Genomic DNA, 17403 nt, shown 5'->3' with positions numbered 1-17403 from the left:
GTTCCCTCAGGGGCGGTGACGGTCGGGTTCGAGCAGCCGGTCGACGGCGCGGGCCGCCGCACCGCCGTCGTCGAGGTGGCAGAAGGTCGCGCGGAAGTGGGCGTACGCGTCGGCGCTGTGCCGTGCCACGGTGCCGAGGTCGCGCAGCGCGCCCGCCAGTTCGGCGGTCGACTGCAGGAGCGGGCCGGGGGCCTGGGCCTCGAAGTCGGGGTAGAAGCCGCGCAGGGTGTCGCGGAAGTGCTCCAGGTCGGGGACGAGGAAGAGCATCGGGCGGCCGGTGTTGGCGAAGTCGGCCGCCGGTGACGCGTAGTCGGTGACCAGGACGTCGGCGGCCAGCAGCAGCTCCGCCACGTCCGGGTGGGAGGACACGTCGCGCACGAACCCGGAGCGCGGGGTGCGGACGCGGTCGGCGACCAGGGGGTGCGAGCGGAAGAGCAGCACATGGTCGGCGCCCAGGGCGCGTTCGGCCTCCTCCAGGTCCAGGTACGGCGACATGCGGTAGTGCTCGGCGTCGTACGCCAGGTCGTCGCGGCGCGTCGGCGCGTACAGCACGACGGTGCGGTCCCTCGGGATCCGCAGCCGGTCGCGCAGCGCGGCGGCGACCTTGTCGCGGTCGTCGGCGAAGAGCACGTCGGTACGGGGCAGTCCCGTCTCGGCGACCGGGCCGTCGTAGCCGAGCGCGGCGCGCAGCAGCGGGGTGCTCTGGGCGTTCGGCGACAGCAGCAGGCTCCACTGGGCGCCCGGGTCGCGCGGCGGGCGCGGCAGGTGCACCAGGTCCGCGCACAGGGTCCCGGCGAGGTCCCGGCCGGTCCGCTTGAGGGGGGTGCCGTGCCAGGTCTGCAGCACGGTCTGGTCCGGACGGCGCACGAACCACGCCGGCAGGTGCGTGTTGGTGACGACGTAGCGGCAGCGGGCGAGCGCCTCGTACCAGGCCGCGCTGTGCAGCACGACGGGCCGTGCGGTCGCCGGCGGGGGAGCCTGGCCGTCCCTGACCACCCACAGGTGCTCCAGGCCGTCCGCCGCGCGGCGGCGCAGCAGTTCCTCGTGGACGGCGCGCGGCGAGTCCCCGTACGCCCGCCCGTCGAAGGCGCTGTAGAGCACCGCCTCGCGGCGCGGCAGGCCTCGGGTGCGGGGGTGGTGGTTCTCGCGCAGCACCCGCTGCCGGTACGGGCCGCGCTGCGGCTCGGGCACCGTGGACCGGGCATCGAGGAACAGCCGGTCGTGGAAGCGGCGGTCCACCGAGAAGGACTTGCCGCCCGCTTCCGCCGTCATCGGCAGCGCCTCGAAGACCCCGGGCGCGACCCGCACCGCCGCTTCCGTGCCGGCCCCGTCGCGCAGGTGCAGGTACCAGCGGCCGGCGGGCAGCGGGACGGTGCCGGCGAGGGACTCCAGCGTCCCGGGCCGCAGGGTGGCGGTGAACCGGCGCCCCTCGTGCGGGCCCGGCCCCTCCTCCGGTGGACGCGGCAGCGGCGGGATGGCGCTGGACGGCGGCGGGAGGCCGGGCCGCCGTCCCGGTACGCCGTCGGCCTGGACGGCGACGGCGTGCTCCACGCGGTGCGTGCCGTGCCGCAGCACCAGTTCGGCCGGGCCGGGCGCGGAGCCGGGGGCGAGGCGGCCGGCGACGACCAGGGCGCCCTCGGCGGTCCAGCCGATGGCGTCGGCCAACGGCTGCGGGGTGCGGTCGCGCAGCACCAGCTTCCCCGACGCCTTCGCCTCCACGAGCAGCCGCCGCGGCGTCCCCCCGAGGCGGGGGTCGGTGCCCAGGTCGTAGTGCCCGGCGGGCAGGGCTCCGTCGAGGTGGACGGGGTCGGCGTGCCCGGGGCGCAGCAGGGCGACGTCCCAGCTGTCGGTGTCCTCGGGACGGATCTCCTTCGGCCCGGCGTCCAGCGCGGGCCGGGCGCCCGCCAGGTCGGCGAGGGGCACGCGGGCCCGGCGGACGCCGTCGTCCGCCTCCCCGGAGGCCAGGGGCTCCAGCGGGTACTCCAGAACGGTGGGCGTCGCGGAGTGGGTCAGCCGTACCGCCGTGGCCTGTGGCGCGCCCGTGAAGTCCAGCTCCACCGAGGTGCCGTCGGCGGACGGCCGGTGCGCGGACAGCCGCCGCACCTCCGGCTCCACCGACAGGTGCAGCCGGCCCTGCCGGTAGTACGGCACGAGCCGCATGCCGCCGCCGGCCGCGTACGACGGCGGGGACGCCCCCGAGCCGGCGTCCGCGGCCCGCAGCCCCGCCCTGCGGATGACCCCCTTCGCCGCGACGACCACCCCGAGCCGCCAGCGGCCGCCGGCCCGGGGTTCGCCCTGGCGGCGGCCGGTGGTCAGCCGCGCCGGGTCGATCGTGATCTCGAAGCCCGACCAGTCGTAGCAGTGTTCCTCCTGGCGCGAGTTGAGGGTCGCGGCCGGCTCCTGCCGGATCCTGACCGGCAGCAGCACCACCTTCGCCCGGCGGCCGTGGCCGTGGACGGCGACGGCGGTGATGTGCGCGGCACCCTTACGGTCCGCGTCGATGTTGCGCAGGTAGGCGTAGCCGCGCAGGACGAGCCGGCCGTTCTCCCGCACCACCTCGCGCACCCGCGCCCGCACGGGGAAGTCCGCGCGCCGCAGCCGGGCCGCCGCGGCCGGCAGGGCGATCCGGCCGCCGTCCGCCCGGCGCAGCACCGCCCGCTTGCGCAGCGGCGGGCCGGCCACGCCGAAGCCGGCGGAGTTGCGCTGCTCGTGCTCGAGCACCGCCAGCAGGTCGTCGAGGCGGTCCTTGAGAATCAGGTGCCACTTGATGCGCAGCCCGGCGGGCAGTTCCGGGAAGAGGGTGGGGTCGACCCGGGTGAGCCAGTCCCGGCAGCGCTCCATGAAGACCCGCCGGTACTCGGGGCCGGCCATCGGGAGGGCGTCGATGAAGTAGAGCAGGTCGTCGGTGAGGACCGAGCGGTCGTAGGCCCGCTTGAAGGAGGTCCAGCGGGTGCGGGCCGGGTCGCCGAGGAAGCGGCTGACGTGGTCGACGGCGGCGATCCGGTCGCGTACGCCCTTGACGTCGGTGCGGCGCCGGGTGATGGAGCCCTCGCGGATCCGCCAGTAGTACACGTGTTCGTGGGCCACGTCGACGGCGTCGGCGAGGAAGTGCGCGGGGATGGTGAGCGGGGTGTCCTCGTAGAGCACGCCCTCGGGGAAGGCGAGGCGGTGCCGATCCCAGAAGGAGCGGCGGAAGACCTTGTTCCAGGCGACCCGGTCCGACAGCAGGCTCAGGTCCCGGGTGATGTGGGTGCCGGTGACGGTGCGGGTCATGTCCCGGTGCTGCCAGGCCTGGCTGCGGCCGTCGGCGGTCAGCCGCCACACGTTGCCGGTCGCGAAGTCCGAGCCGGAGCCGTCCAGCAGCCCCACCAGGTTCTCGTAGGCGCGCGGCGGCACGATGTCGTCGCTGTCCAGGAAGCAGAGGTACTCGGTGCGCGGATCGGCGTGCCGGGTGCCGGTGTTGCGGGCGTGGCCCAGTCCGCCGTTGTCCTGCCGGACGAGGCGGAAGCGGGGGTCGCGGTCGGCGAAGTCCTGGGCGATCCGCGGACCGGAGTCGGTGGAGCCGTCGTCGACCATGACCACGTCGAGCGCGTCGAAGGTCTGCGCGGCCACCGAGCGCAGGCATTCCTCCAGCCAGCTCTCGACGTTGTGGACCGGAACGACGACCGTGAGGCGGGGCGTGAGCGACACCATGGTGACGTGGCCCTTTCCGGACGAGGGCGACAGGGGCGTGCGGTTCAACTCGCGACCGCCTCCTCGGTCACCTCGCCTGCGCCTTTCGGGTGATCCACCGGGCGCGGGGGGCCGGTCCTGCTTACCCTCGGCCCTATGCCTCGGTTCAGCGTGATCGTCCCGGTATGGAAGGCACAGGGCTACGTCCGCGCGTGCCTGGAGTCGGTGCTCGGGCAGCGGTACGCGGACCTGGAGCTCATCGCGGTCGACGACTGCTCGCCCGACGGATCGGCCGCCGTCGTCGAGGAGGTCGCCGCCGCCGACCCCAGGGTGCTCCCGCTGCGGCAGCCCCGCAACGCCGGCGCGGGCCCGGCCCGGGACGCCGGCGCGGCCCGTGCCAGCGGCGACTACCTTCTCTTCCTCGACGCCGACGACCTCCTCGCGCCCGGCGCCCTGGCCGCCCTGGACGCACGGCTGCGGTCCACCGGCGACCCGGAGGTCCTGCTCTTCGACCACGACCGGCTCGACGTGTGGGAGCACCGCACGGAGAGCGGGGACGGGCCCTTCCTGCACGCCGCCGCCCTGGCCGGGCACGCCGTCTTCCGGGCCACCGAGCGACCCGAGTGCCTGACGGTCCTGCCCGCCGCCTGGAACCGGGTGGTGCGGCGCGACTACTGGGCCGGCTTCGGTTTCGGCTCCGGACCGTACGAGGACGTCCCGGTGGCGTACGAGATGCTGCTCGCCGCCCCGCGCATCGCCTGCCTGGACCGGATCTGCGTCACCTGGCGCGGACGCCGCCACGGCAGCTTCTCCAGCACGCCGGGCCCGCAGCACCTCGCCCTGGCCGACCGGTACGACACCCTGCTGGCCCGGCACGACCTGCCGGTGCTGCGCGCCGAGCGGGACCGGCGGCTCACGGCCGTCCTGGACGACCCCGGGCGGCTGCGCCCGCAGGACCGCGCCGCCTTCTTCCGCCGCGCCGGGCTGCCCGGCACCTTCGCCGCCCACCGCGCCGCGGAGCTGCGCGCCCACGCCGCCCGGCGGCTGCGCGCCCGCCGCAACGCCGCCGCCCGCGAGGCGTACCGAGGCTGGTACGCCCTGGAGCGCCGGCGCCCGCTCGACGACCACCTGGTGGTGTACGCGGCGTACTGGAACCGGGGGGTGCTGTGCAGTCCCGCCGCGATCTACCGCAAGGCCCGCGAGCTGGCCCCGCAGCTGCACGGGGTGTGGGTGGTCCGGCGCGGCGCGCAGGACGCGGTCCCCGAGGGCGTCGACCGGGTGGAGGCGAACTCGCGCCGCTACTGGGAGCTGCTGGCCCGCGCCCGCTTCCTGGTGAACAACGCCAACTTCACCGGTGAGGTCGTCAAGCGCCCCGGCCAGGTCTACCTGCAGACCCATCACGGCACCCCGCTCAAGCACATGGGCATGGACCTGCGCGCCCACCCGGCGGTGGCCAAGGGCATGAGCTTCCGCCGGCTGCTGGACCACGCGGACCAGTGGGACTACTCGCTGTCCTCCAACCCCCACTCCAGCGAGATCTGGGAGCGGGTCTACCCCGGCGGCTATCTGACGCTGCCCACCGGATACCCCCGCAACGACGCCTACTTCACGGCCGGCGCCGACGACGTCCGGCGGATCCGGGCCCGGCTGGGCATCCCGGACGGGGTCAGGGCGATCCTGTACGCCCCCACGCACCGCGACTACCAGCGGGAGTTCGTCCCGCAGCTGGACCTCGCCAGGCTGTGCCGGGCACTGGGGCGGGAGTACCTGGTGCTGGTCCGCGCGCACTACTTCCACTCCGGGGCCGGCCCCGCGGCGCTGCCGGAGGGGGCCCTGGACGTCTCCGCGCACACGCCGCTGGAGGAGCTGTGCCTGGCCTCCGACGCCCTGCTCACCGACTACTCGTCGCTGATGTTCGACTACGCGAGCCTGGACCGCCCGATCGTGGTGCACTGCGCCGACTGGGAGGTCTACCGGGCCGCCCGCGGGGTCTACTTCGACCTGGTCTCCGGGCGCCCCGGCGACACCCCGGGCGTCGTCGCCCGCGACGAGGCCGCGATCGCCACCGCCTTCCGCTCCGGGGCGTGGTCCTCGCCCGGGGCCGCCGAGCTGCGGGCGGCCTTCCGGGCCCGCTTCTGTCCCTGGGACGACGGCCGCGCCGCCGAACGCGTCGTACGGCGGGTGCTGCTGGGCGAGCCCGACCTGCTGCCCGTCCTCAAGCCGGACGAGCGCACCCCCGCCCCGCCGCCGGGCTGAGGGCTCAGGGGCGGGCCGGCGGGGCGGGGGTGCGGCGCTCCAGGGGGAGGACGGCGGGCTCCCCGCCGTCCTCGCCGAGGAAGACGCGGCGTACGACCCGCTCGGCGGCGTGGCCGTCGTCGTACGGGCAGAAGTGGGCCCGGAACGCGGCCCGCAACTGGGCGGAACGGGGGCCGCGCCAGGTGTCGGTGGTGAGGATCGACAGGAGCTCGTCCTCGCTGCGGGCGACCGGCCCGGGGGCTTCGGCGGTGATGTCGAAGTAGGTGCCGCGGGCGGCCCGGTAGGCCGTCCAGTCCCCGGCGTGGACCACGATGGGGCGGTCGAGACCGGCGTAGTCGAACATCAGGGGGGAGTAGTCGGTCACCAGGGCGTCCGCGGCCAGGCACAGCTCCTGGACCGAGGGGTGGGCGGAGACGTCCAGCACGGTGTCCGGCAGGCCCTCGGGCAGTGTGGCCGTACCGGCGTGGCCGTCCGGCGCGCGGTACAGCACCACATGGCCGGGGCCGAGTTCGCGGGCGAGGCGGACCAGGTCGACGGGCGGGTGGAAGCCGCGCCGGTAGTCGCGGTGGGCGGGGGCGTAGAGGATCGCGGTGGACTCCGCCGGGATGCCGAGGTCGGCGCGGATCCGCCGTACGTCGTCGGCGTCGGCGCGCAGCAGGACATCGTTGCCGGGGCGGCCGTGCTCCAGGGTGGTGTAGCCGGCGGGGTAGGCCCGTTCCCAGACCACCGTCGAGTGCCGGTTGGCGGACAGGCAGAAGTCCCAGCGGTCGGTGTGGGCGAGCATCCGGGCGAAGTCCCGGCCCGCCGAGGCGGCCGGGTGCCCCTGGAGGTCCAGGCCCGTGCGACCGAGCGGGGTGCCCTGGTGGGTGTGGAGGTTCACCTGGCCGCGCCGCTTGCGGTAGGCGTGCGGGAAGTTGACGTCGTTGACCAGGTAGGCGGCGCGCGCCAGCGCCGTCCAGTAGGCGGGTGAGCCGGGCTGGAGCCGGCGTACGCCGCGCGGCAGGGTGTGCGCGTACGCCGGGGTCGTGATCCACGCGGTGCGCAGGTGCGGCGCCAGGTCGCGGACGGCGGCCTCCAGGGCGGCGGGGTCGCCGCCGTAGCCGCCGTAGCGGCAGGCCGCGAAGACCGCGAGGTCCGGGTCGAGGGGGCGGTGCCGCTGGATCCGGTAGTGCAGCCGCAGGCCCGCCTCCCGGGCCGCCCGGGCGGTGTCCTTCGCCAGTCGCCGCAGCCTCCTGCGCAGCGTGTTGGCGGCGCGCACGGCGTCGAAGACCTGCCGCGCGCCGAGCCGTACGAGCAGCCGCCGGGTGCGGCCGGGGACGCCGTGCGGGCGGGGGCCGGGCTCCTGGGGCTGGTAGCGGCGGAAGTGGAGGCTGCAGCGCTGGAAGTACAGGCCGCGGGACGAGCGGGGCAGCCGGCCCGGTGTGTTGTAGACCGCCAGCAGGTGGTCGGTCATCCGGCCGAAGAGGGCGGGCCGCCAGCCGTCGAGGGCGGGGTTGCGGTCGAGGAAGGCGAAGACCCGGTCGTACTGGTCGAAGACGTCGAAGTGCCTGCTGCTGGTGGTGCGCAGGATGCTGCCCCGGCGGCGCTGCCGGTAGAGCACGCAGACCCGGTCGAGCACCGCGATGCTGCGGGCGGCGAGCAGCAGGGGGTAGGTCCAGGCGACGTCCTCGTACCAGCCGGGCGGGAAGGCGGCGTCGCAGCGCTGGACGAACTCGCGCCGGTAGGCCTTGTTCCAGGCGACCGGCAGCAGCCGCAGCAGCTCGGGGCGGTCGTCGAGGGGCCCGGCGGGGCGGCCGTCCTGGGCGAGCAGCGCGGCACGCTGGTTGCGTACGACGCGGCCGTCCCAGTAGGTGCGGGCGTAGTCGTAGACCAGCATGTCCGGCTCGGCGGTCTCCTTCAGGCGGTCGGCGAGCGCCTGCAGGGAACCGGGGGCGAGGGTGTCGTCGCTGTCGAGGAAGAGCAGGTAGTCCCCGGTGGCCCGGGCCGTTCCGGCGTTGCGGGCCGGGCCGAGGCCCACGTTCTCCTTCAGGTGCAGGACGGTCACCCGGCGGTCGCGTGCCGCGAAGGCGTCGAGGATGGCACCGCTGGCGTCGGGGGAGCGGTCGTCGACGGCGATCACCTCGAAGTCCGAGAAGCTCTGCCCGAGCACGGACTCCAGGCACTCGTGCAGGTAGGCCTGCACCTTGTGGACGGGCACGATGACGCTGAACCGGGGCAAGGCAGCACATCCGTAATGTCGGCTTACGCGGCGTATGCCCGTTATATCCCGGGCATGCGCCGCGTACGGCGACCCGTCCGGCGACGGAGTGTTGCCTCCTGACCTGCGGTGCTCTGCGGGGCTACTTCACGGCGCCCGCCATGACGCCGGAGACGAACTGGCGCTGGAAGGCGAAGAAGACGACCAGCGGGACCACCATCGACACGAAGGCCCCCGGCGCCAGGACGTCGATGTTGTTGCCGAACTGCCGGACCTGCTGCTGCAGCGCGACCGTGACCGGCTGGGAGCCGGTGTTGGAGAAGATCAGCGCCACCAGCATGTCGTTCCACACCCACAGGAACTGGAAGATGCCCAGCGAGGCGATCGCCGGGCCGCCCAGGGGCATGATCACGCGGGCGAACAGCCGCAGCTCGCCCGCGCCGTCCAGCCGCGCCGCCTCCAGCAGCTCCCGCGGGATCTCCGCGAAGAAGTTGCGCAGCAGGAAGACGGCGAACGGCAGGCCGAAACCGACGTGGAAGAGCACCACGCCGATGATGTCGCCGAAGATCCCGATCTCCCCGAACAGCTTCGCCACCGGGATGAGCGCGATCTGTACCGGCACCACCAGCAGCCCCACCACCAGGAGGAACAGCCAGTCCCGCCCCGGGAACTCCATCCAGGCGAAGGCGTAGCCCGCCAGCGCCCCGATCACCACCACCAGCACCGTGGCCGGCACCGTGATCAGCGCGGTGTTGACCAGCGACGAGGTGACGGCGTCATTGCCGAGCAGCTCCCGGTAGTTGGTGACGGTCAGCTGCGAGGGCGCGGTGAACACCTTCCACCAGCCGGAGTCGGCGATGTCCACCGGCCCCCGGAAGGAGGAGATCAGCAGCCCCACGGTCGGCATCAGCCAGAACAGGGCCACCAGCACGAGGAGGACCCTCAGCACCCCGCCGCCGGTGCGGGCCACGACCCGCGAGGCGAGGGACTGCCGGGCGGCGGCCGGAACGGCCCGCGCCTCGGCCGGTTCCGCCGGTTCCGCTGTGCCTGCGACGGTCGTCATCGTCGGGCCTCCCTGCGCAGTCGGCGGATGTTGAAGACCATGACCGGGACGACCAGCAGCAGCAGGATCACACCGATCGCGCTGCCCACGCCCTGGTCGTTGCCGGCCCCGAAGGAGGACAGGTACAGCTGCAGGGCCAGCACGTTGGCCTCGTCCTTCGAGGTGTCGGGGGCGACGATGTAGACCAGGTCGAAGATCTTCATCACGTTGATCATCAGTGTCACGACGACCACGACCAGCACCGGAGCCAGCAGCGGCACGGTGATCCTGCGGAAGACCTGCCACTCGTTGGCGCCGTCGATGCGCGCCGCCTCCATCAGCTCCCGCGGCACCCCGGCCAGCCCCGCCGCGATGAGCACCATGGCGAAGCCCGCCCACATCCACAGATAGGCCCCGATGATGGCGGGCGTCACCAGGGTGGGGCCGAGCCAGTCGACACCGTTGTACGGCTCCGCGAAGTTCGAGGCCGGAAGCCGCAGCCGGGCGCCGTCCGCCGAGGCGGGCAGCGAGAAGGTGCCGTCGGCGCCGGAGGTGGCGGAGGCCACCACCCGTCCCTCCCGCACGGCCTCGACCCGCACCCCCTCCAGCGCCTTCTCGCCGGCGTCGATCATCCCGGGCTCGCCGCCCCCGCCCGGCTTGAAGTCCAGCCACACGGTGCCGGTCACCCCGGGCCCGGCGGCGGCCTGCCGGGCGTCGGCGGTGCCCGCGGGCAGCTTCGCGGCGGGGACCCCGATCAGCGGCAGGCCCACCGCCGTCCCGTCCCCGGCGGCGTCCCGGGTGGTGTACGAGCCGCCGCCGGACGCCGCCAGAGCGCCGTTCGGCCGCGGCCGGGCCCCCGGGTACGCCGAGGACTCGGCGAAGGTGTCGTGGACGCCGACCACGACGGCGTTGGCCGCGCCGCGCGCCGGGTCCTGCTCGTACACCAGCCGGAAGATGATCCCGGCCGCCAGCATCGAGATCGCCATCGGCATGAAGACGACCAGCTTGAAGGCGGTGCCCCAGCTCACCCGTTCGGTCAGCACCGCGAAGACCAGCCCGAGGGCCGTGGCCAGCACCGGCGCCACGACCACCCAGACCGCGGTGTTCCGCAGCGCCGTCAGGGTGCTGTCGTCGCTGAAGACCGAGGCGTAGTTGTGCAGGCCCACGAAACCCGAACCCGCCTTGTCGAACAGGCTGCGCCAGGTGGTGTACCCGATGGGGTACACCACCAGCGCGCCCAGCAGCACCAGCGCGGGCAGCAGGAACAGTCCCGCCACCCAGCGCCGGGTGCCCATGACGCTCCTGCCCCCGGCGGAGGGCGTGCCGCCGTGAGCGGCCGGCCCCTTCGCCGTGGCCGCCGTCGCCATCGCGGCCGCCTAGCCGGCGTACGCCTTGGCGGCGTCCGCCTCCAGCTTGGCCTGCGCGCCGGCGACGTCGGAGGGATTGCGCAGGAAGTCCTGCAGGTCCTTCCACTCGCCCTTGCCCGCGGTCCCGCCGAAGGCCGCCGGGGCCTGGTCGGACATGTCGAAGCGGAAGTCGTCGCCCGCCGCGACCAGTCCCTCCGCGATCGATCGGGAGACCTCGTCCGGGTAGGCCGACAGGTCCAGCGACTTGTTCGGCGAGACGAAGCCGCCCGAGGAGGCCCACACCTTCGCCGCGTCGGTGGAGGCGAGGAAGGTCAGCAGCGCCTGCGCGCCCTTGGTGTCCTTCAGCGCCACGCCGACGTCACCGCCGCTGACCACCGGCGCCTTGCCGGAGCCCACCGCGGGGAAGGGGAAGACCCTGGCGTCCTCGCCGACCTTCGCCTTGGTGTTGTCCCCGATGAACGCGCCGACGAAGTCGCCCTCGTAGACCATGGCGGCCTTCGGCGGGTTGCCGGTGAAGGTCTGCGTCACCGACTTCGGGAAGTCGGTCTTGAGCGCGCCGCTCTGCCCGCCCGCGATCAGGTCCTTCTTGCCGAAGAGCCGGGCGAGGGTGGTGAGCGCGTCCTTCACCGAGGGGTCGGTCCACTTGATCTTGTGCTCGGCCAGCTGGTCGTACTTCTCCGGACCGGCCTGGGAGAGATAGACGTTCTCGAACCAGTCGGTGAGGGTCCAGCCGTCCGCGCCGCCGACCGATACCGGGGGAGTGCCCGACTCGAAGAGGGTCTCGGCGGTCTGGAGGAAGTCCTCCCAGGTCCCCGGCGGTTCGGAGATCCCGGCGTTCTCGAAGGCCGCTGTGTTGTACCAGACCAGCGACTTGTTGGCGGCCTTGGCGTAGACGCCGTACTGCTTGCCCTCGTACGCGCCGAGGTCCTTCCAGCCCGCGCTGAAGTTCTTGTCGAGCTGCTCCTGGACGTCGGAGGAGAGCGGCTTCAGCCAGCCCTTCTGGGCGAACTGCCGCAACACGCCGACCTGCGGCAGGAACGCCACGTCCGGCGGCTGGCCGCCCTCGATCTTCGTGCCGAGGAAGGTGGAGACGTTGTCGCCGGTCGGCACGAAGCCGACCTCGGCCCCGGTGCGCTTGGTGAACTCGTCCAGCACCTTCTGGAAGTTCTTCTGCTCCGGCCCGGTCCACACCGCCGCGACCTCGAGCTTCTGGCCCTTGAGGTCCGGCAGCGAGACGCTCCCGCTCCCGCCGGAACTGCTCCCTCCGCCGTCGGGGGTGCCCTTGTCGTCGTCGCCTCCGCCGCACCCGGCGGCCGTCAGCGCCAGGGCGGCCGTCGCCACGACGGCGATGACCGTCCGGCGTGTACCTCGCGTGCGCCTGCTGGATGTCCGCATCTGCCTGCCCATCCCCTCAGCGCGGACCCGCGCCGCGGTGGCAGCCCGCCGCATGGCCGTGGCAGCTGCGCCGGGCGTCCCGTCCCCGCGTCATCCGCTGTTCCGCGTTCAGTCCTACGCCCTGTCTGATAACCGCCGCAATAGCGCCTCAGCGCACGGCGGTTGGATCGTGACCGTCATGTGACCGGCCGTTCGGACGGGGGCGGGGCACCGGGGCGGATCAGAGCAGCGGCGGCACCGGATCGGCCGCCGCGGACTCCGCGGCCCGCTGCAGGGCACTGGCCAGCAGGGCGAGGTCGGTCGGGCCGTTGCCCAGTTCGCGGACCGGGCGGCGGGCCGGCGGATCGCCCATGCGGTCCCACTCCAGCGGGACCACCGTGGGCCGCAGGGTCGCCGTCCGCGGGATCCGGCCACTGACCCGGCCTGCCTGGAAGGCGGTGACGCCGCCGTCCGGCCGGCGCAGGTAACCGCGGCCGGGCAGGCCGTCGTCCACCGTCGCCGGATCCTCGACGGCGACCAGCAGCGCGGCCGACTCCGGCTCCTCGGTACGCAGCGCGATGCGCAGCCGCGCCGAGTCGTCGGTGTGGGTGCCCGCGGTGCGCTCGGGGCGGCCGGTCGCGGCGACCAGGTGGACGCCCAGGCGCTCGCCGTCGCGCGCCACGCTCTCCAGGGCGCGGACCACCGATCCCGCGGCGGGCCGGCCGGGGCTGCCGAGGGCGGGGGCGACCAGTACGTCGAAGTCGTCCACCACGACGACCAGCCGGGGCAGCGGCTCGGTGGTGCGGGTCCGCACCCGCACCGCGCCGCGCACCTGGGGGTCCGCCGCGGCGGCCGGGGCGTGGCCCGGCTCCGCCTGGCGCGGCACCACGGGCAGCCGGCGGCGCTCGTGCCACTGCCCGAAGTCGGCCCCGTCCAGCAGCTCGTCACGGCGCTTCAGCTCGGCCGTGAGCGCCTGCGCGAACTCGCGCATCCGCACCGGGTCGCAGGCGGACAGATAGGTGGAGACGTGCGGCAGGTCGGTGCAGGTGCGCAGCCCCTCGCCGCGTTCCGTCCCGGCGCCGTCGACGAGGACGAGGGCCAGCCGGTCCGGCCGCTCGCCGGCGGACAGGGCGGCGGCCACCGAACGCAGCAACTCGGTCTTGCCGGAGCCCGCCGCGCCGCCGACCAGCAGATGCGGTCCCTCGGCGACCAGGTCGACCAGGACCCGGCCCTCCGGCCCGGCGCCGAGGACGGCCGCGGCGGAGCCGCCCGAGGGGGCGGGCCCGGCCCAGCGGGTGGTGATCTTCGCGGGGGTGGCGAGCGCCAGGTCCAGCTCGTCCAGGAGCCGTGCCGTGGGCGGCAGGGCGGAACGTGTACGGCCCGGAGCGGCGTCGCCCTCGCGCAGCGGGGCGAGGGCCCGGGCGAAGCGCTCGGCCCAGGCCGCCGACACCGCCTCCATCGTCATGTGCTCGGGGCCGTGCGGCTCCATCCGCAGCGTCGTCGCGACGTCGCCCTCCAGCACGGCGACGGCGCCGCAGCGGGCGGCCAGCCGCTCCGGGCTCTCGGCCAGGCACAGCAGGTGCACCCCGACCGACGGCCCGGCGGCCGCGATACGGCCGGCGGCCTCGCGCAGGTAGGCCGAGCCCGGGTCGCCGTCCACCACCAGCAGCGTGTACGGGCCCTCGCGGCGCGCCGCGGCCTCGGCCACCTCCTCGGGGGTGGCCGTCGCCCAGCCCGTGCCGAGCGGGCCCTCCTCGATGCGCCGGACGACCTCGGTGACACGGGCCTCGGCCTGCTCCCGGTCCGAGGCCGCGAGCAGCCGGCAGTCCTGGCCGTGCGCCGGGCGCAGATGCGGCAGCCAGTACAGCCACCCCCACTCCTCGGCCCGCTGTTCGGCGGGACGGGAGCGGTCGGCGCTGATCAGGACGACCTCCAGCGCGCCGGGCGGATGCAGGGCGCACAACTGGGCGATCACCGAGCGGGCCAGCCCGGACAGCCGGGGACGCGGTCCGGCGAGGCCCAGCACATGGGTGTGCGGGTCGCGCAGGTCGACGGTGAACGGTACGGCGGGCAGGGTCCTGAAGCCGTCCTCGGCGGTCAGGTCCGCGGTGCCGAGCCGGACCGTGAGCAGGTCGGGATGGCCGAGGGCGCGCTCCCACAGCCGCGGTCCCGGCCCGAGCGCGGTGAGCAGCACGGCCGCCGGATCGGGCCAGCGCTCGCGCAGCGCCGCGGCGTCGGCCCGGTCGTACGTCGTCCCGCCGCCCTCGTGGCCGTCGGCGCCCGGGCCGCCACGGCCGGCGGTCAGGCGCCTGGCCCAGCTCCCTATCGCCCCGGCCATCCGGCTGCCGGCCTCCGCGGCCCGCCCGCCGCCGCGGCGGCCCTGGGGCAGCGCGACGGCGCGGGTCTGCTCGGACAGGCCGCGCTGCGGGGTGTCCCGCCGGACCGGGGCGCCCGGTGCGGCCTCCGCCCGGTCCTCCCCGGGCACGGGCGCGGCACGGGTGTCCGCGCCGACGCTCCCGGACCCGGTGCCGGTGGTCGTCGGGCCGTCGGAGGGCGCGGCGGCGCGCGGGCCGGGCCGCTCGGCGGCGCCGTCGGCGGGGTGCGCGGGCTGCCAGGTCGCCACGCGGCCGGTGTCCGGCCAGGAGGTCGGGGGGAGGGTCACCTGGAGGTGCCCCTCGGCGTCCGGGATGGCGGGGATGGAGGCGGGCGGCGGAGGGGCGGCCGAGCCGGGGGGCGCCGGCTCCAGGCGGAGGGTCGACTCGCCGATCCGCAGCAGCGCGCCGGCGGGGAAGGGGACCGCGCGCTCGCCCACGGGAGCGCCGTCCAGGGCGGTGCCGTTGGTGGAGCCGAGGTCGGCGACGGTGACCCGGCCCTCGCCGTCGACCGTGACGGCGCAGTGCAGCCGGGAGACGTCGGGGTCGTCCAGCGGCACGTCCGCGTCCACGGACCGGCCGACCCTGATCCGGCCGCCCTGCAGCAGGTGGACGCCGCCCGCGTCGGGCCCGCCCACGACGTGCAGCCGGGCGGCGGCCGCCGCCCGGCCGCCGTCGTGCCCGTCGGCGGGCGCGTGCAGCGACAGGACCGCGCCGTCGAGCAGCGGCGGCACCCCGAGGACGGCGGTCGCCGGGTCCAGTCGCTCGGCGCCCGCGTAGAGCGGGGGCGTGGACTTCCCGGCCCGCGCGGGCTGGCCGGAGCCACCCGAGCCGGACGCCAGGGCCCCGGCCACCGCACCGAGCGGGGTGCCCGCCGGCGCGGTGACGAGCACGTCGCAGGAGCGCGCCGTGCGGCCGCCGCGCGGCCCGAGAACGGTCAGCCGGATCTGCATCTCCGTCCACGGTCCCTTCTGCCCGGATCCACCGCGGCGCGGGCCCCCGACCCCACCCCGCCCTGCCCGGGACGTCGACACGTACAAGAGCGGACCGGCGGGCTCCCCTTGCTCAGCTGGACCAGCTTGCTCGGCGATACGCGATCCGCGACACGCATCCTCCCACCCGCCGCCGACAGCTCGCCGCCGGTGCCCATCTTTGCGATCTTGAATGGTCAGTATTGGGCAGAAAAAGCAACCAAACGACCGTACCCCGCGTCCTAAGCCCACACACGCCCCGTACCGGAACGCAGCCCCGCTCCCACGTGGCGGCACTACAGTGGGCGAGACAGGCCACGGACCAGGCCAAGATCCAGGGAGCGCGAACGTGCGGCCGGTAGGCAGCAGATACGAACTGGTGGAGCCGCTCGGGCGCGGAGCCACGGGCACCGTGTGGCGGTCCCAGGTGCGGGACACCGGCGAGACCGTCGCGATCAAGGTGCTCAAGGAAGAGCTGGCGAGCGACCCCGACATCGTCATGCGCTTCCTGCGGGAGCGTTCGGTCCTGCTGCGGCTGCGCCATCCGCACATCGTCCGGGTCCGCGACCTGGTCGTGGAGGGTGAGTTGCTCGCCCTGGTGATGGACCTGATCGAGGGCCCCGACCTCTACCGCCATCTGCGCGAGAACGGCCCCTTCTCGCCGGTCGGGGCCGCCCTGCTGACCGCCGCCGTGGCCGACGCGCTGGCCGCCAGCCACGCCGACGGTGTGGTGCACCGCGACCTGAAGCCGGCCAACGTCCTGCTCGCCACCGTCGCGGGCCCGGACGGCACCCAGCAGATGCACCCGATGCTGACCGACTTCGGCATCGCGCGGCTGGCGGACTCACCCGGCGTCACCCGCACCCACGAGTTCGTCGGCACGCCCGCCTACATAGCGCCGGAGTCGGCCCAGGGCCGTCCGCAGACCTCGGCCGTGGACATCTACGGCGCCGGCATCCTCCTGTACGAACTGGTCACCGGGCGCCCGCCCTTCAGGGGCGAGAGCGCGCTCGAGGTGCTGCACCAGCACCTGAGCGAGGAGCCGCGCCGGCCCTCCACCGTGCCCGAGCCGCTGTGGACGGTCATCGAGCGCTGCCTGCGCAAGGAGCCCGGGGAGCGGCCCAGCGCGGAGAACCTGGCGCGCGCCCTGCGCGTCGTCGCGGCGGGCGTCGGCGTGCACTCGTCCCCGGCGCAGTCCGAGGCGGCGCTCGGCGTCGCCGCGCTGCTCGCGCCGGACCCGTCCCCGGCCACCGTCCCGGACACCCCGCTCGTCCCGCCGGACGCCGCCGACCCCACGCAGGTGCTGCCGAACCGGTCGCCCGTCGGCGGGTACGACCCGTACGACCCCAATGCCGCCACCAGCGTCCTGCCCGCATCCGCCGCGGGCGCGGCCGACGCGACCCGGGTGATCCCGGGCGGCTCGGCATCGGCCGGGGCCGGCGACGGCACCCGCGTGATGCCGCCGGTGCCGGGCGGGCCGCCGGACTCCGGTGCCCCGCAGGGCCCGCACCCGTGGGAGTCGCAGCTCAACCGCGCCCGTGCGCGCGCCGAGCAGACCGAGATCCAGTACCTGGACCCGGAGCAGGACCCGCTGCGCCGCAGGCCGCGCCGGCAGGCCTCCCAGCAGCCGCAGTCGCAGCCGCCGCAGTCCCCGCAGGGGTACCAGCAGCAGCGGCCGCAGCAGCCCCAGTACCGGCAGCCGGCGCAGCCCGGCTACGCGCCGCAGCCGCATCCGCAGCAGTACGCCCAGCGGGCCCCGCAGCCGCAGCCCCAGCAGTACGCGCCGCGGCCGCAGCAGCAGCCCGCGCCGCGCTACGAGCAGCCGCAGCACCAGCGGTACGAGCCCCAGCGCCCGTCCGCGCCGGAGCCCGCCCCGTATCGCGAGCCGCGGCAGCGCAGCGCCAACCCGATGAAGATCCCGGGCCTCGGGTGCCTCAAGGGCTGCTTCACGATGATCATCGTGCTGATCGTGATCGTGGTGCTGGTCTGGTACCTCACCCCCGTCCCGGAGTGGCTGGACACCGGGAAGAGCCTGTGGGGCACCGTGAGTGACGGTGTCGGGGACTTCTGGGACTGGGTCTCGGGCCTCGGCGGCTCCTCGGGCGGCTCGGGGACCTCCGGCGGCACTCCGTAGGACCGCCGCGCACCCCTT

General features: G+C 75.0%; 8 protein-coding genes. 2 read left to right on the top strand and 6 right to left on the bottom strand.

Annotated elements, in window-relative coordinates; all coding sequences use genetic code 11:
* Nucleotides 1-6: 6 nt before the first annotated feature.
* Nucleotides 7-3741, bottom strand: a complete 3735-nt coding sequence (locus B085_RS0139405) for a CDP-glycerol glycerophosphotransferase family protein (protein ID WP_018564103.1) — start codon at nucleotides 3739-3741, stop codon at nucleotides 7-9.
* 87 nt (nucleotides 3742-3828) lie between these two features.
* Here B085_RS0139405 and B085_RS0139400 point away from each other — a divergent pair, with 87 nt between their 5' ends.
* A complete protein-coding gene (locus B085_RS0139400; RefSeq protein ID WP_026251909.1) occupies nucleotides 3829-5928 on the top strand; it encodes a bifunctional glycosyltransferase/CDP-glycerol:glycerophosphate glycerophosphotransferase in 2100 nt (699 codons plus the stop codon).
* Between the two features lie 4 nt (nucleotides 5929-5932).
* Here the strand turns inward: B085_RS0139400 and B085_RS45225 are convergent, their stop codons facing one another.
* The 5 genes from B085_RS45225 to B085_RS0139375 all read right to left on the bottom strand — a co-directional run bounded on the left by B085_RS45225 (nucleotide 5933) and on the right by B085_RS0139375 (nucleotide 15233).
* Nucleotides 5933-8146, bottom strand: coding sequence for a bifunctional glycosyltransferase/CDP-glycerol:glycerophosphate glycerophosphotransferase (locus B085_RS45225; RefSeq protein ID WP_018564101.1), 2214 nt, complete (start codon nucleotides 8144-8146; stop codon nucleotides 5933-5935).
* A 121-nt stretch (nucleotides 8147-8267) separates the two neighbouring features.
* Complete coding sequence (locus B085_RS0139390; RefSeq protein WP_018564100.1) at nucleotides 8268-9188, bottom strand: carbohydrate ABC transporter permease; 921 nt, start codon at nucleotides 9186-9188, stop codon at nucleotides 8268-8270.
* Nucleotides 9185-10462 carry a carbohydrate ABC transporter permease gene (locus B085_RS0139385; protein WP_018564099.1) on the bottom strand — a complete coding sequence of 426 codons (1278 nt, stop codon included), beginning with the start codon at nucleotides 10460-10462 and terminating at the stop codon, nucleotides 9185-9187. Before B085_RS0139385 ends, B085_RS0139390 begins: the two co-directional genes overlap by 4 nt.
* 81 nt (nucleotides 10463-10543) lie before the next feature.
* Complete coding sequence (locus B085_RS0139380; RefSeq protein WP_051102283.1) at nucleotides 10544-11929, bottom strand: ABC transporter substrate-binding protein; 1386 nt, start codon at nucleotides 11927-11929, stop codon at nucleotides 10544-10546.
* Nucleotides 11930-12149: 220 nt separating this feature from the next.
* Nucleotides 12150-15233: an FtsK/SpoIIIE domain-containing protein gene (locus B085_RS0139375; protein WP_018564097.1), complete on the bottom strand. Its 3084-nt coding sequence runs from the start codon at nucleotides 15231-15233 to the stop codon at nucleotides 12150-12152.
* Nucleotides 15234-15600: 367 nt separating this feature from the next.
* Between B085_RS0139375 and B085_RS0139370 the strand changes: the two genes are divergently transcribed.
* Nucleotides 15601-17385 carry a serine/threonine-protein kinase gene (locus B085_RS0139370; RefSeq protein ID WP_018564096.1) on the top strand — a complete coding sequence of 595 codons (1785 nt, stop codon included), beginning with the start codon at nucleotides 15601-15603 and terminating at the stop codon, nucleotides 17383-17385.
* Nucleotides 17386-17403: the final 18 nt, after the last annotated feature.

Source organism: Streptomyces sp. BoleA5 (assembly GCF_000373665.1).
Classification (GTDB): domain Bacteria; phylum Actinomycetota; class Actinomycetes; order Streptomycetales; family Streptomycetaceae; genus Actinacidiphila.
This window is presented reverse-complemented; position numbering and strand designations above follow the sequence as displayed.